Annotated in this window: 13 protein-coding genes; 3 read left to right on the forward strand and 10 right to left on the reverse strand. The window is 65.8% G+C overall.

The window, feature by feature from the left end:
• Positions 1-892 precede the first annotated feature (892 nt).
• Positions 893-2,053, forward strand: coding sequence for a hypothetical protein (locus IEQ11_RS13640; RefSeq protein ID WP_191823919.1), 1,161 nt, complete (start codon positions 893-895; stop codon positions 2,051-2,053).
• Positions 2,054-2,477: 424 nt separating this feature from the next.
• Here IEQ11_RS13640 and IEQ11_RS13645 read toward each other — a convergent pair whose 3' ends face one another.
• The 3 genes from IEQ11_RS13645 to IEQ11_RS13655 form a co-directional block, all read right to left on the reverse strand.
• The gene (locus IEQ11_RS13645) at positions 2,478-2,918 is read right to left on the reverse strand and encodes a hypothetical protein (protein ID WP_191821862.1); all 441 of its coding nucleotides are present in this window, start codon (positions 2,916-2,918) and stop codon (positions 2,478-2,480) included.
• On the reverse strand, positions 2,915-3,562 hold the full coding sequence (locus tag IEQ11_RS13650; RefSeq protein ID WP_191821861.1) for a DUF5671 domain-containing protein: 648 nt from the start codon (positions 3,560-3,562) through the stop codon (positions 2,915-2,917). Before IEQ11_RS13650 ends, IEQ11_RS13645 begins: the two co-directional genes overlap by 4 nt.
• A gap of 270 nt (positions 3,563-3,832) precedes the next feature.
• Positions 3,833-4,228: a hypothetical protein gene (locus IEQ11_RS13655; protein ID WP_228464621.1), complete on the reverse strand. Its 396-nt coding sequence runs from the start codon at positions 4,226-4,228 to the stop codon at positions 3,833-3,835.
• A 114-nt stretch (positions 4,229-4,342) separates the two neighbouring features.
• On the opposite strand from IEQ11_RS13655, the gene IEQ11_RS13660 reads away from it, so the two are divergent.
• A complete protein-coding gene (locus tag IEQ11_RS13660) occupies positions 4,343-4,864 on the forward strand; it encodes a hypothetical protein (RefSeq protein WP_191821860.1) in 522 nt (173 codons plus the stop codon).
• Positions 4,865-4,920: 56 nt separating this feature from the next.
• On the forward strand, positions 4,921-6,033 hold the full coding sequence (locus tag IEQ11_RS13665) for a DUF6973 domain-containing protein (RefSeq protein ID WP_191821859.1): 1,113 nt from the start codon (positions 4,921-4,923) through the stop codon (positions 6,031-6,033).
• Between the two features lie 90 nt (positions 6,034-6,123).
• On the opposite strand, the gene IEQ11_RS13670 is transcribed toward IEQ11_RS13665, so the two are convergent.
• From IEQ11_RS13670 to rpsO, 7 genes are all read right to left on the reverse strand, one after another.
• Positions 6,124-6,417, reverse strand: a complete 294-nt coding sequence (locus IEQ11_RS13670; protein WP_036108518.1) for a hypothetical protein — start codon at positions 6,415-6,417, stop codon at positions 6,124-6,126.
• 102 nt (positions 6,418-6,519) lie between these two features.
• The gene (locus IEQ11_RS13675; protein WP_191821858.1) at positions 6,520-7,035 is read right to left on the reverse strand and encodes a hypothetical protein; all 516 of its coding nucleotides are present in this window, start codon (positions 7,033-7,035) and stop codon (positions 6,520-6,522) included.
• 33 nt (positions 7,036-7,068) lie between these two features.
• Positions 7,069-7,566, reverse strand: a complete 498-nt coding sequence (locus IEQ11_RS13680; protein ID WP_191821857.1) for a hypothetical protein — start codon at positions 7,564-7,566, stop codon at positions 7,069-7,071.
• A gap of 115 nt (positions 7,567-7,681) precedes the next feature.
• The gene (locus IEQ11_RS13685) at positions 7,682-8,428 is read right to left on the reverse strand and encodes a CPBP family intramembrane glutamic endopeptidase (protein WP_191821856.1); all 747 of its coding nucleotides are present in this window, start codon (positions 8,426-8,428) and stop codon (positions 7,682-7,684) included.
• A 424-nt stretch (positions 8,429-8,852) separates the two neighbouring features.
• On the reverse strand, positions 8,853-11,102 hold the full coding sequence (locus IEQ11_RS13690) for a beta strand repeat-containing protein (RefSeq protein WP_191821855.1): 2,250 nt from the start codon (positions 11,100-11,102) through the stop codon (positions 8,853-8,855).
• Between the two features lie 388 nt (positions 11,103-11,490).
• The gene (gene pnp / locus IEQ11_RS13695; protein WP_036108530.1) at positions 11,491-13,599 is read right to left on the reverse strand and encodes a polyribonucleotide nucleotidyltransferase; all 2,109 of its coding nucleotides are present in this window, start codon (positions 13,597-13,599) and stop codon (positions 11,491-11,493) included.
• Between the two features lie 260 nt (positions 13,600-13,859).
• The gene (rpsO, locus tag IEQ11_RS13700) at positions 13,860-14,120 is read right to left on the reverse strand and encodes a 30S ribosomal protein S15 (RefSeq protein WP_036108532.1); all 261 of its coding nucleotides are present in this window, start codon (positions 14,118-14,120) and stop codon (positions 13,860-13,862) included.
• Positions 14,121-14,303 lie beyond the last annotated feature (183 nt).

A 14,303-nucleotide genomic window follows, 5' to 3' on the forward strand; every position in this document is an offset into this window, starting at 1 on the left:
TTTGCTTGGCTTTGGCTTGAGTCCGAAGCCGCGCAGTTCATCCAGCGCTGCGAAGCCACTGACTCGCGTTAGCAACAGCACACCCGAAGGGCGGCGTGCAGGATGCACGCCGTGCGCCACCGGGACAAGGATGTCCCGTGTGGCGCATGCCCGCGTAAGCCCCGCACTTGCGGGCACTTGATTCACAAAAAAGCATTTTTCTTTGGTTACCTTTCTTTTGTTGCTTTAGACAAAAGAAAGTGACCCGCCGCTTTAGCGGCGGAACGCTTTTGATCCTGCTTGCAGCTTTAAAGGCTTCAAAGCTTCAAAGCTCCAAAGCTTTGAAGCTTTGAAGCTTTGAAGCTTTGGAGCTTTGGAGCTTTGGAGCTTTGGAGCTTTGGAGCTTTGGAGCTTTGGAGCTTTGAAGCTCTAGAGCTTTTGAAGCCAAAGGCAAGATCAACAGCTTTCGTCCGCAAGCGGCCGAGTTACTTTCTTTTGTCAAAAGCGACAAAAGAAAGGTAACCAAAGAAAAACGCTTTTCTTTGAATCAAGGGCCCGCAAGTGCCGTGCTTCCGCAGGCATGCGCCACACGGGACATCCTGTCCCGGTGGCGCACGGCGCACATCCATGTGCGCCGCCCTTCGGGTGTCCTCTTGTTCTCGCGAGTTCCGAGCTTCGCAGCGCTGGATGAACTGCGCGGCTTCGGGCTCGAGCCAGAGCCAGAGCCAGAGCCAGAGCTAGAGCTAGAGCCAGCGTCACCGAAGTTTGGCGACTATCGGACGCCGCAGCGGCATCCCAACCTGCCAGGCGACATCCCCGCCTCATCCCACCCGACCGGCAATCGGACGGCACAAGCACACACGCGCAATCGCTTCTATGATCCGCCGATCACCTCGACGGAACGATATCGACCATGAGCGACACCACCCGACACGGACGCGTTGTGATCTGGCTGCTCGCGCTGGCCGCGACCGCGGCCGGCATGTACTACTGGGGACGCCGCAGCGGCGAAGAACAACTCGACTCGCGCGCGCCGGTCGCCGAAACCGCCGCCGAGGGCGGCAGCCGCGCCGCGCCTGCGAGCGCCTCCGGATCGGCGCCGGCCGCGATCCCCCGCTACACCGGCACCGCCGCACGGCCGCTGCCCTCGCTCGACACGCCGCTGCGCCTGGTGCTGCCGGAACTGCAGCGCCGCGCCGCCGACGAGCCGGCCGCGGCCTGTCGTCTCGCCGCGGAAATGGAGTATTGCGACGGCCTGCGCCAGCGCCTGTCCGGGGCCGAGAGCAATCTCGACAACCTCGAACGCCAGCTCGAACGCATGCCCAACGACACCGCGCAGCAACGCGAGCAGCGCCAGCGCATGGCCGACGGTTACCAGTCGATGACCGAAAAGCTGCTGAGCCAATCCGAACATTGCGCGCAGGTGCCGCCGATCACTCCCGAGCAGCGCACCGCGTACTGGCGCCGCGCCGCGCTCGCCGGCCATCCGGCGGCGATGCGTCACTACGCCAGCGGCAACGCGTTCCGCTTCGCGCAGTTGCTCGACAACCTGCCGGCGCTCGCGGTGTACCGCAACGAGGCCGAATCGGTCGCGCGCACCGCCGCGCAACGCGGCGATTCGCGCATGCTCGCGTCGCTGGCGTATGCCTATTCGCCCGGTCGCGACGGCGGCCGGCGCAGTTTCCTGAGCCAGGCGGTGCAGCCCAATCCGGTCGAATCGCTGAGTTTGTTCCTGCAATTGCGCGACGCTCTGCCTGCAGCGCAACCCGGGGCAACGCCCGAACCGGTCTCGCCTGGCGGCGGTTGGCGCGGTGGTGGCGGTCGGCGTGGGTTCGGGGCGGGCGGCGGGCTACCGCCGCGCGAGGCGATCGATGCGCAGATCAGCGCGCTCAGTCGCGATCTGTCGCCCGAACAGGCCAGTCAGGCGCGCGAACGCGCGGCCGAACGCGCGCAGAGTTGGACGGCGCCGGCCGCGGCCAATGCACCGGTGGGTGCTGGTGGGGCGCCTTCGCCGATGTTTTTGTTTCAGGGGGCGGTGCCGGATGTGCAGCGGCAGGAATGTGGGCCTACCTGAGGCTCAGCGCCATGCCTGACATCTGTCGTTAAAAAACTCTGGAGCTTCGGGGCTTTCGAGATTTTGAGAGCTTTGAAGCTTCAAGCAACATCAGAAGCTTCCGCCGCTGAAGCGGCGGGTCACTTTCTTTTGTCTAAAGCAACAAAAGAAAGGTAACCAAAGAAAAATGCTTTGTTGTGAATCAAGGGCCCGCAAGCTCGGTGCCTACGCGGGCACGCGCCACACGGGACATCCTTGTCCCGGTGGCGCGCGACGCGCATCCATGCGCGTCGCCCTTCGGGTGTGCTTTTGTTCTCGCGAGTTACAAGCGTCGCAGCGCTCGATGAACTGCGCGGCTTCGGGCTCAAGCTAAGCTAAGGGTTGGTAGATCGGATTTACGATGCGATCGCCTCGCTGACTGCATCGGCCGTCACCGCGTGCGGCCTCAAGACTTCGCCGCGGACGCATCCAGGTCATAGCAATGATCGCCAGCCGGATGACGCCAGCCTTTGCCCAGCCACGGCATCGGATCGCGCATTGCGGTCGCTCCTTGCGCGGTGTCGGTGGCGAACCTGGCGCACAGGCGGAAGCGTCCGTTCTGGCCCGGTTGGTAGGCATACGGCGCGGTCGTGTCCGGGTCGCGGATGCTCAGCGCCAGACCCGGCTGCGCGGCCAGTTTGGTCAGGTCCGGCGGCAAGGCCTTGTGCACGTCGAAATAGCTGCGCAGTTCTTCGACGATACGGCTCAAATCCTGCACCCGGCGCTCGTCCAGGCGCATCTGCCGCTGCGCGCCCGGCCCGCCCATCTTCACCACCGCCATGGCGATCGCCGCCACGATCACGACTCCGGCCGCGATCAGCAGCCCACGTCCGACCGATACGCTCATGCCTGATTCTCCTCGCGACGCAGATCCCACAGGTAATAGCCGAACACGGTGCCGGCGATCACCGCCACCACCAGCACCTTCAGCACGAAGCGCACGCTCAATTCGCCGCCCAGCAGGTTGTAGACCAGCGAGGTCATGTCGCCGATCAACACCGCCGCGGCGATGAACAAGGTCAGGTAGGTCAACCATCGCCGCACCGGCGACAGGCGCTTGATCGGGTAGCGGGCGACATCGCGCGCGACCCGGTGCGAGACGAACGCGAACACCGGGAACGCGATCACCAGCGCCGACACCGACCAGCGCAGCGAATCGGCGACGTTGCGATACCACAGCTGAAAACCGCTTTCGGCCGGGTCCGGCCAACTCAGGTTGATCAGATCGAACAGCAGGCTGCCCAGGTGATAGGCGACGAAGTACAGCGTCGAGAACATCACCAGATAGGCGAAGGCCTCGCGCGCCGACAGCGACGCGCGCGGCTTCGGCACCGGCACCACGAAATCGACATCGGCGTAGGCGTCGAGCGCGCCACGGGTCTGCTCGGGACTCCAGCCCGCCGCCAGCGCCTGCGCGGTCGCCTGTTTCGACTGCCCACGCAACAAGGCTTCGCGTACGAAGCCATCCAGTTCCAGACTTGCCGAGGCCATGCGGGCGGCTCCATTGAGTGACGCCCGGAATTTAACAGCAAGCCGACGCGGTACGCGGCGCATCGTCGAGGTAGCGCGGAACGCTACCTGGCGGATACAGGCGGACTACGTTCTGCCGGGATCGCGAACGCATGCATCGGCCAGTGAGTTGCGAGCCTTTCGCCTCATCGCAACAGGCTTCCAGCGCAATCCACCGGCGTGACCGCCGCCGGCTGCCGCGCGTACGTGTCGCTGTTCGCCAGTACGTATCGAAACGGGCGAATACCGCCGTCAGCGCTCGCGCGCGGCGGATCGAGCGTCATATACATCCGATTCGGCCCGGTATTCGGCCGACCATTCCAGCAGGTCCGGCCGTTTCAGCCAGTACGACTCGCCGACGATGCGCAGCATCGCCCAGTGCCATGCGTGGTCGTGGAACACCAGCCCGCGTAAATGTTTCCCAGCCGGCTCGTAGGGATAGAACGACTGCGCGGCTTCGCGCGCATCGGATGGCAACAGGCCTGCGTAGGCGACAAGGCACCACGCATACATGTGCCGCTCGCTTTCGAGGTAATCGAGGTATTCCTGCTCGGTCCAATTGGCTTGGATGACGGCATCTCGGGCGCGTGTGGCGAATATTATAAACGAAGCCGGCGCGCGCCTTGGCGCTGGCTCCGCGGTGCGCATTCCCCGGCCCGCGCGGCCGATCCATGCCGGGTATCGCAAAACGGCAAAAACGCGGTCTTCGCCTTGCTCCGGCCAGCCGGATCGACGGCCCGCGCGCCGCGCCCGGCGCTGATCATGAACGCGGAAAACCTGTGTTATGTTCGCGCCCAGCCGCACTTAACCCGGATCGAGACGGCCGCGAATGTGACAAGGACCCCGTTGACCACGCGCCTGTTCCACCCTGCCGCCACGACCGCGACGCCCACTGCGCGATCGCGCCGCGCACTGCCGTTCCTGCAATCCCGATCCATGCGCGCAAGCGCGCTGCGCTGCGCCGTGCTCCTCACCCTTTTGCTATCGGCCTGCACCATGCAAACCACAGCCCCCTTCGATTCCGCCAGCTGGAAATCCCAACGCGGCGCCGACGCCCAGCACAACCGGCGCGGGACCATGGTCGCCGCGCTGGAAAAATCGATCGCGGTCGGCATGCCGCGCGCGCAGGTGCTCGGCCTGCTCGGCGAACCCGACTCCACCGATGCGGCCAGCTCGACCGATGTGTACGAACTCGGCGTGGCCCAGTACGGCGTCGACGAAGAGTTCTACCAGATCCACTACCAGGACGGGAAAGTCGCCTCCCATCGCTGGGGCCGCCGCTAGACCCCGCCCGCACTCACACAACCGACGCGTACGACTGAAGAATCAGGGAGCCTGCCATGCCGACCCGGCCCGATCTGGCGAACGTCCGCACCACCTACCAAGTCGCCGACGATCAGATGATCGATTACCGGCCGCGCTTGTACGGCGCGGTCGATATTCCGTTCACCGATTCGGTCAAGGTCACCAAGACCGAAGGCGCCCTGCTCGACAAGCTGACCCAGGATCACGGCTTGATGGGGCTGAAGGATTTCGACGGCATGCGCAAGCTGGCTTTCAGCGAGGGCGTCGCGCGTTTTCCCGACAATCCGCTGCCGGCCACTGTTCCGCCGGACCGCGCGCGCGAATGGCAAGGCAACGACGGCCATCGCGATGCGTTCCGCCACGCGTACTGGAACGCGCAGATGGCGCAGAAGTACGGCTCGCAATGGTCCGAGGCCTTCGCCACCGCGCACGAAGGCGTGCCGGGCAACACCGCCAATCGCGAAGCGATGGATCTGTACAACAACCAGATCGGGCGTTCGATCGGCGCCGGACACCCCAACGCCACGCCGAAGGAACTCGCCGATCTGGTCGAGCAATCCTTGAACCAGGGCAAGCTGGTGGTGATCGATCGCAACGGTCAACTCGAATGGAGCGATCGGGTCGCCAAGGGCCAGCACGGACTCGCGCCGGACGAGGTGATCGGGCCGCATCTGCGCACGCCCGGGGTCGTGTCCACCGACACTTCGATCAGCGCCAACACCGCGCCGCCCGCGCCCGGTCAGCCCGAGACGCGCTTGGCCGCGACGGACCCGTCGGGCAGCGTCGAGCGGATGCGTCAGGACCCGATGTACGCGCAAGTGGTCGCGGCGATGGAAGCCAAGGGCCTGCGCGACGACGGCCTGGCCGCGAACTTCTATGCCGGCGCGACCCGCGAAGGTCTGTCCGGCGTGGCCAGCATCGAGATCGGCAAGCCGGTCAACGACGCCCGCGGCCAACCCGACCGCAATTACTTCGTGATGGAAGGCAGCACCGGCCCGCTCGGCCCGGCGCACGCCCGCGTCAGCGAGAACGAAGCGCGCGCGACTTCGGTGCAGGTGGCGGCGAACAACGCCGAGCAGGCGCGCAGCCAGCAGGTAGCGGCCGCCGATCAACAGCAAGAGCGCAAGCCGGTTTCGTTGAACGTCTGACGCCGCCTGAACCGGCCGGTCACGACCGACCGCGCGGTCGGCGTGGCTTCTCATGCCGCGCGGCGGTGGCTGCGTTGCCGCCGCCGTGCCTTAGTTGAACACCCTGCCCGACTGCGCGCTGATCTGGCTGTCCGCATAGCCCGACGCCCGCAACTGCGCATACGAGGCCGGCGCCATGTCGGCGAAGGTCGCCATCGGCTGGGCGCAACCGGGACAGGCGAATGCGATGACCTCGGGCCGTCGCAGATCGACCATCTCGCCGGTCTCATCGCATACACCGAACAGCGCGCGACAGCGCGGGCAACACGCGAGGATCAACGCGCCTTCGCCGCGGCAGCACGGGCAACGCGGTAGTTTCAGGGTGTAGTGGGTGATTTCAGACATGGGGCTCAGGTGGATTGCGGGAACGCGGCCGACGCCAGTTCGGCCGCGAGCGACTGCTGCCGTCGATAGAACAAGGCCATACGAGGTTCGCCGCGCAGTGGTTCATCGCTTGCGCGGCGGGGGGATCCACTTCAACGGAATGCTGGCGCGGATGGCGGTGAAACAATCCGCGCCTTCGCGCCCGGAAACAAACGTATCCAGACAGGAGGCCCGGTCGCTGTACCGCACCGCCGAGGGTTCGACCGGTTGCAGATCCTCGGAGAAACGCCGGTTCAGCAGAACCAGCGCCGCGCCGACCAGGGCGACGCACTCGGGCATGATCGCCGCGGCCGGCGGCCTGTCGAAATGCATCGGGCAATCGACAGCGACCGCGGCATCGTTGGATCGCAGATCGCGCTCGGAAGCGGCGGCCACGTCGTAGACATCGCACCAATCACTGTTTTCCTTGCTGCATGCCCCGCTGGAATCGGAGTCCGGCACGGTCGCGCAGCCCGAAACAGAGAGCATCGCAAGCAATGCCCACGGCATGCCCGCGCGCATCGTGGCGCCACCGGCCCGGTCGACGCGCAAGCGGGCGACAGGTCGATTCGATGGCGCGATCGCCGCTGCGAATTTCATGGCTGCATCCAATGCTGTAAACCGCGACCAATATCAGTCCCACCAGGTTATGACAACCTGATCGCTCTCGCTCGCCGCAGCATAGAATTTAACGAGTGCGGACGCATGCCGCCGGATATACGCGGGAAAATCGTCGGGTAGCTCACGATCAGGATGAGCCGCACGTACTGAGGCGCGGGTTTTCGTCATCGATGCGATGGGCAGACGCGACAGTTCGGTCGCGATCTTCTTGACCGTATCGCGCTGATGCATCGCGATTTCACTGTAAACCCGATGGGTCGGCGTTCCGTCCGGGTAATCGGCATTGAGCCGTTCCGCACCGTCGAACGCCTGTTCCACTACCGCGGCCAAATCCGCTTCGTTCATGGCATACAGCGACCAATACAGAACCTGCGGCGACCAGTCGAAGTCGGCGAATGCGTCGTTCCCGGCGATATCCAAGGACACGATGGACTCCAAAGCGGCCGCGCTGCCGCGTGCGCAAGATGCTCTGAGGGCGCTGATTCGAGCCAACTGCTGGGTGACGGCCATTGCCGATGATCCTTGAATCGGTTTCGCAGGCAAGTCGAACCTGCGTATTGCAAACCCTGGCCGCTTCAGACTTCGTCGATTGCCGCGGTCACTCAATACGACGACGCCGGCAAGATCAGACCGCTCCGGCACTCACCGCGACCCCATGCGCGAGCGCATGCGCCAGGAACGCCGACTCCAGCCCCCAACGCGCATAGAGCACTCCGAACAGAAAACCGGGGACGGCGTTGCCGACGATCGCATAGATCACCACCTCCGGATCGAGCCGTATGCCCATTGCCGAGATCGCCGGAAGGTGACCGATTCCGAACAGCAACGCGGCCACCAAGGCGGCGCTCCACAGATGGACCGGCCGCGGCATGCCCGCACCGCGCGCAACGATTCGCCAACCCAGCCAGGCCAGTAGCGTCATCAATCCCCAACGCATCAGGATCTCTTCGGTGATGCCGCCGTAGAGCAGCCGAGCGGCGAGCGGGATCGTCAACGTGGCGCCCGCCTCGCGCAGCGCCGCGGGCGCGGCGTTCACCGCGGACACCAGCATCGCGCCAGCGACGAGGCCGCCGATGAGGCCCGGAACGATTTGCGGTTTTGCCGTGCTCCACCAACCCGATCGATCGGCGATCGCCTGCATCACCGGCGCCCTGAGCCCCAACGGTCGCGACAGCGCGACACCGGCCCAAACCGCCAGCGCCAGCAGCACGCCGCTTTGGACCAGGCTCGCGGTGAGGATCAACCACACAGGAACCGGGACCGGCCCCTTGAGCAAAAGCTGCGGAACGACGGTGAGCGTCAGCACGATCACCCCGGCCATGCCGGCCAGCCAGATGACGCCACCCAAACGCAGTCCGGGGCGAATACCCATCCCGTCCTTCTCAAAGCCCGCGATGCCGCCAGTCTAACCCTGAGCATTTCGCGGCGACGCCGGTTCTGTCGCGCCCCTCGCCGGCTTCATCGGAAAGTATTCCGTCGCGGACGAGCCTGTTCTTCGTGTTTTCGACACATGCCGTGCGAGACAGACCGCGTCTTGGGCGCCCGAGCCCGCTCGAACGCGCCCACGGGCCCTGGTCTATGGAAGCTCAACGGGCTTGCGGATGATCACGCCGCTTCGCCGATCGCGTCGCGGCTCACGTCCTGAAGAATATTCATCGTCCGCCGGCACGCGGCACCGGCGCGTATCTGTCGGCGCGAATCCGAGCGAACGCAGGGACCTTGGCCGCTATCGCATGCCCGCCGAGACGTAGCGACGATCGCCGCCACGTCCCTGCCGTCCAGCCCGTATCGCCCGATCAGTTCACCTGGCAGTCGAAGCTCAAGGTCGCGCTCTGGCCCGCCGCCAGCGTCGCCAGCACGATGCCGCCGGCGCCGGTCAGATCGGCGACGGTGAACGAGCCCGGCGGGACGCCATTGCCGGTGATGGTGACCGGGTTGCCGGGGGCGCAGGTGATGCCCGCGGTGGGCGCGTCGCGCACCACCGCGCCGGTGATCGAGCTCGTACCGTTGTTGGTCGCCACCAGGGTGTAGGTCGTCGTCTGCGCGGCGTTGACCGTGTCGCCCGCCTGATCCAGCGGGCCGGCCGCCGGCGTATTGGTCTTGGTGATCGACAGGTCGGTACTGCGGTGGGTATTGGTGTAGGTGCACACGATCGCCGTATCGGCCGCGCCGACGCTGAGCCCGTCGGCCGGATTGGTGTCGGCGGCGCCGGTACAGGCCAGGACGGTGTCGTACGCGCCACCGTTCGCGGCCGCCAGGGTCTCGGCCAGGGTCAGGTTGTCGCCGACGAAGCTCACCGTCGGCGTGGCGTCGGTATCGAGTTCGTTCGGGGCGCCGGCATCGGAATCGAAGGTGTCGATGACCGTGCCGCCACGCGAGGCCGTGATCGTCGCATCGTCGCCGACCACCGCGGAGGCCCATTGCTTGCGCAAGGTCAGGTTCACGGCGCGCGGCGCGTTGGTAAAGGTGCACTGGATCTGGCGTCCGCCCGTGGTCACCGACAGGCCGGCGAACGGCAAGGTCAACGTGCGCGTGGCGGCGGTGTAGGTCGCGCTCTGCCCGGCCGCCAGCCCGGTGCACGACGGCGTGCCGCTCACGTCCCAGCCGGCCGGCAGGGCGGTTTCGGTGACCGTGGTGTTCGCGGTCAGGCTTGCGATCGTCAAGGTCTGCGCCGCGCCCGCCGTGCCCGGCGCGCCGGCCGCAGTGGTGACGATGGTGTGGTTGGCGATGCCGTTGTTGCCGCTGAAGCTGAAGCTGCCGGTGGTGTCCTGCGAGATCTTGGTGACGGTCAGGCGGTTGACCACCCACTCCATCGCAACGGTCTGCAGTGCCAGGTTGAGGCCGGTCGAGGTGGTGATGTTGTCCACCGCGCCGTCGCCGTTGTTGACCACGTTGTTGAACACGCCGGCCGTGTTGCTGACCACGTCCACGGCGATCGTACAGGCGGTGGCGATGCCGCCGTTGCCGCTGGGGGTGCCGGCCGGCAGGTTGCCGTTGGTAACCGTAAGCGTGGTGCCGCCGGCGGTGGCGTTGGTGGTGGCCGTGCAGCCGGGGGTGCCGCCGACCACGATGTTGGGCGTGGCGGCGATGGTCACCCCGGCCGGCAGGGTTTCGGTGAAGGCCCAGCCGTTCTTGAGCTGGTTATCGCCCGCGGTGTTGGTGATGGTGAAGGTGATTCGCTTGGTCTGGGTGACGTAGTCGATCCCGTCCACCGCCTTGGAAAGCGTGGGCGAAACGTCCACCGCGGTGAAGTTGTCCCAGGCCCAGTCGTTGCCCGCGCCGGAGGCCTGCTGGTTGGCGATGCTGAAGGTCATCGCGGCGTTGACCAGCCGGGCTCCGGCGCCGGCTGGAAAGTAAGTGGCCACCCGGCCAGTGATCGCAGCGGACACCCCTTTGGGCGGGATGTTATAGGTTCTGACATCCGAGCCCATGGTGCATAAATCGGTATTGCCGGCGCCGAGCTGGGTGCCGTTGAGCGAGAACGTGATCAGCGGGTGGGCCGCCTGGCAGTTCTGCGCGGCGGCGATGAAACTGAAGGTCACGAAGCGGCCGGTGCCGCCGGGCGGACGGGCCGGCAGCGGGATCGTCGCCGCGTTGGTGATCACGGTATTGGGAGCGCCCGGGTCGCCGCCGGTATAAGCGGTCAAGGCCAGGTTGTTGGTCGCCGTGGCGCCCGCGTTGACGGGGTCCTGCCCGCCGGGGAGATTTGCCTGGTAAGCGCCCAGGCTGAGCGCGAGGCCTTGCACGCGGTTCCAGTTCACCTGGCCGCCGCAGGCCGTGGAGCCCGTGGCGTTGTTATCGGTCATCGCCCAGGACGTTACCCGGCCGTTGCAGTTATTGGCGGTGCCCGACCAGACCGGGTTATTGGCCGTGTAGGTCATGTTGGTGGGAGCGGCGCCGGTGAAGTTGGTGATCGACGCCGGATCGCTGGTCGGCGTGACCGGAGTGCCGCTCGAGGTGACGCGACCGCCGCTAAACGTCTCCTGGAAGATGGCTGTCTGCGCATAGACGGGAGAAGCCGCGCCCAGGCCGCAGGCCAGCAGCAATGCGAGCGGGCCCCGCCGCAGTCCCGACGAAGCCGTCGCCCGCCGCGCGCGCGCCGCAGCGCCGTCCAAACGTCCCGCCGAGGCCGCGACACCCGCGCGCGCGCCCATCTTCCCCGATCGCTTACCCATTGCATCCCCTGAGCATTGCCGAGGCGAAATCCGCCTTATTGCTTGCTATCGCCGAAAGCCCGGCGATCAGGACATGACCTGGGCGATCGCATCCGTCGCCACCGCTTGAGCGGATTGGCAAGCACGCCCGGCGGACGCAGAACACGATTTTGGTGAGCGCAGGCGCAGCGCGAAACGCGCGAACCACCCAGATGGCCCGCCACAAACGAAAAAACGGGCCGAAGCCCGTTTTTCCGAATCCGACAATGACGCGCGGCGATTACTCGGCCGCGACGCCCTCGCCTTCTTCCACGGCCTTGATCGACAGGCGGATGCGGCCCTGCTTGTCGACTTCCAGCACCTTGACCTTGACGATGTCGCCTTCCTTGAGCTTGTCGCTGACCTTCTCGACGCGCTCGCTGGAGATCTGCGACACGTGGACCAGACCGTCCTTGCCCGGCAGGATCGTCACGAACGCACCGAAGTCCATGATCTTGGCGACCTTGCCCTCGTAGATGCGGCCCGGCTCGACGTCGGACACGATCTGGTCGATGCGCGCCTTCGCGGCCTGCGCGGCGGCGGCGTTGACCGAGGCGATGACGATGGTGCCGTCGTCCTGGATGTCGATCTGGGTGCCGGTTTCCTTGGTGATCGCCTGGATGGTCGAGCCGCCCTTGCCGATCACTTCGCGGATCTTGTCCGGATGGATCTTCATGGTCAGCAGACGCGGCGCGTACTCGGACAGCTCGGTGCGCGACTCGGTGAGGGCGTGCGCCATCTCGCCGAGGATGTGCAGACGGCCGGCCTTCGCCTGGTCCAGCGCGACCTTCATGATCTCTTCGGTGATGCCCTGGATCTTGATGTCCATCTGCAGCGCCGAGATGCCCGTGGCGGTGCCGGCGACCTTGAAGTCCATGTCGCCGAGGTGATCCTCGTCGCCCAGGATGTCGGACAGGACGACGAAGTTATCGTCTTCCTTGACCAGGCCCATCGCGATGCCCGCGACCGGCGCCTTGATCGGCACGCCGGCATCCATCAGCGCCAGCGAGCTGCCGCAGACCGAGGCCATCGAGGACGAGCCGTTGGACTCGGTGATTTCCGAGACGATGCGGATGGTGTACGGGAACTCTTCCATCGTCGGCATCACCGCGAGCACGCCGCGCTTGGCGAGGCGGCCGTGGCCGATTTCGCGACGCTTCGGGCCCATCATGCGGCCGCACTCGCCGACCGAGTAGGGCGGGAAGTTGTAATGGAACAGGAAGTGTTCCTTGTACTCGCCCGAGACGGCGTCGATGATCTGACCGTCGCGCGCGGTGCCCAAGGTGGCGACCACGATCGCCTGGGTCTCACCGCGGGTGAACAGCGAGGAGCCGTGGGTGCGCGGCAGCACGCCGACGCGCGAGGCGATCGGACGCACGGTGTCGAGCGCGCGACCGTCGATGCGGACCTTGGTGCTGAGCACCGAGTTACGCATGGTCTGGTACTCGAGCTCGCCGAATTCCTTCGACAGCTCGGCGGTCTGCCAACCGTCGGCTTCGGCGCGGCCGGCGAGGCTCTGCAGCACGTCCTTCTTGATCGCGCTGATGGCGTCGCGGCGCTGCAGCTTGTCGCGCACCTGGAAGGCCTGGTCGAGCTGGCTGCCGACGGCTTCCTTGAGCGCGCCGATCAGCGCCTGGTTCTTGGCCGGAGCTTCCCACGACGACGGCTTGGTGCCGGCTTCGACGACCAGCTCGTTGATGATGTTGATGACCTTCTGCATTTCGCGATGGCCGAACATCACCGCGCCGAGCATGACCTCTTCGGACAGCATCTTGGCTTCGGATTCGACCATCAGCACCGCGTTGGAGGTACCGGCGACGACGAGCTCGAGCTCGGAGTCGGCCAGTTCGGTCGCGGTCGGGTTGAGCAGGTACTGGCCGTTCTTGTAACCGACCTTGGCCGCGCCGATCGGGCCCTGGAACGGGGTGCCGGCCAGCGCGAGCGCGGCGGACGCGCCGATCAGCGCCGGGATGTCGCCGTCGACTTCCGGATTCATCGACATGACGGTCGCGATGATCTGGACTTCGTTCTTGTAGTCTTCCGGGAACAGCGGACGGATCGGACGGTCGATCAGACGCGAGATCAGCGTCTCCTTCTCGGTCGCGCGGCCTTCACGCTTGAAGAAGCCGCCCGGGATGCGACCGCCGGCGTAGAACTTCTCCTGGTAATCCACGGTCAGCGGGAAGAAGTCCTGGCCCTCGCGCGCGCTCTTGGCGGCGACGGCGGCCACCAGCAATACGGTGTCGTCCATCTTGACGATCACGGAACCGCCGGCCTGACGGGCGATTTCGCCGGTCTCCAGGGTTACCTGATGGTTGCCGTACTGGAAGGTCTTGGTAATTTTTGCCACGTTGGGTTCCTTCGGTATCTATGCGTTCCGGTCGGGGCCCTTGCCCCGCTCCGGTCGGCCGCCGGCGCAGCGACCTAGGGTTGGTGTGTCTCGCGCGCGTTCCGGTGCGCGGCGTCGCACGTGGCCTCGTGGGGCCGGTCCAGTTCGACGGTCGCGCTTGCGTACCGGCGCTGGCGGCGCTGCATCCTGCAGAGCCTGCGGACTTTCATGCCCGCCAAAACAAACCGCGGCGCATCGCTGCGCCGCGGTTGGGTGTCCGATTAACGGCGCAGACCGAGCTTCTCGATCAGGGCCTTGTAACGCTCGGCATCTTTACGCTTGAGGTAGTCGAGCAGGCTGCGACGGCGGTTGACCATCATCAGCAGGCCACGACGGCTGTGGTGATCCTGCTTGTGCTGCTTGAAGTGACCGGTGAGCTGCTCGATGCGAGCGGTGAGCAGAGCGACCTGGACTTCCGGCGAACCGGTGTCGTTGGCGCCGCGCTTGTTGTCTTCAATAACCTTGCTGGTGTCGATCGACATGACTTATGTTCTCTGTAGATGCGGGGCCCGCAGAAGCGAATCGGTCGCGGAATTACCGCCCCGACGCACCGCCTGGCCCGCCGCTTGCTTTAAGTGAGGATTGCCGTCCAAGCGGCCTTCGAACCGAGGGCCGGTGCGAAGTGCTTGAAAAGCGGCGGAATTGTAACAGCCCGTGGCTGCGAT

The organism is Lysobacter capsici, assembly GCF_014779555.2.
GTDB classification, from domain to species: domain Bacteria; phylum Pseudomonadota; class Gammaproteobacteria; order Xanthomonadales; family Xanthomonadaceae; genus Lysobacter; species Lysobacter capsici.

Bases quoted from the DNA above. Each gene is read 5' to 3' on its own strand.
- IEQ11_RS13680 (WP_191821857.1), bottom strand. From the start codon at position 7,566: ATGGCCGTCACCCAGCAGTTGGCTCGAATCAGCGCCCTCAGAGCATCT.
- IEQ11_RS13685 (WP_191821856.1), bottom strand. From the start codon at position 8,428: ATGGGTATTCGCCCCGGACTGCGTTTGGGTGGCGTCATCTGGCTGGCC.
- IEQ11_RS13670 (WP_036108518.1), bottom strand. From the start codon at position 6,417: ATGTCTGAAATCACCCACTACACCCTGAAACTACCGCGTTGCCCGTGC.
- IEQ11_RS13655 (WP_228464621.1), bottom strand. From the start codon at position 4,228: ATGCGCACCGCGGAGCCAGCGCCAAGGCGCGCGCCGGCTTCGTTTATA.
- IEQ11_RS13640 (WP_191823919.1), top strand. From the start codon at position 893: ATGAGCGACACCACCCGACACGGACGCGTTGTGATCTGGCTGCTCGCG.
- rpsO (WP_036108532.1), bottom strand. From the start codon at position 14,120: ATGTCGATCGACACCAGCAAGGTTATTGAAGACAACAAGCGCGGCGCC.
- IEQ11_RS13675 (WP_191821858.1), bottom strand. From the start codon at position 7,035: ATGAAATTCGCAGCGGCGATCGCGCCATCGAATCGACCTGTCGCCCGC.
- IEQ11_RS13645 (WP_191821862.1), bottom strand. From the start codon at position 2,918: ATGAGCGTATCGGTCGGACGTGGGCTGCTGATCGCGGCCGGAGTCGTG.
- IEQ11_RS13660 (WP_191821860.1), top strand. From the start codon at position 4,343: ATGAACGCGGAAAACCTGTGTTATGTTCGCGCCCAGCCGCACTTAACC.
- IEQ11_RS13665 (WP_191821859.1), top strand. From the start codon at position 4,921: ATGCCGACCCGGCCCGATCTGGCGAACGTCCGCACCACCTACCAAGTC.
- IEQ11_RS13650 (WP_191821861.1), bottom strand. From the start codon at position 3,562: ATGGCCTCGGCAAGTCTGGAACTGGATGGCTTCGTACGCGAAGCCTTG.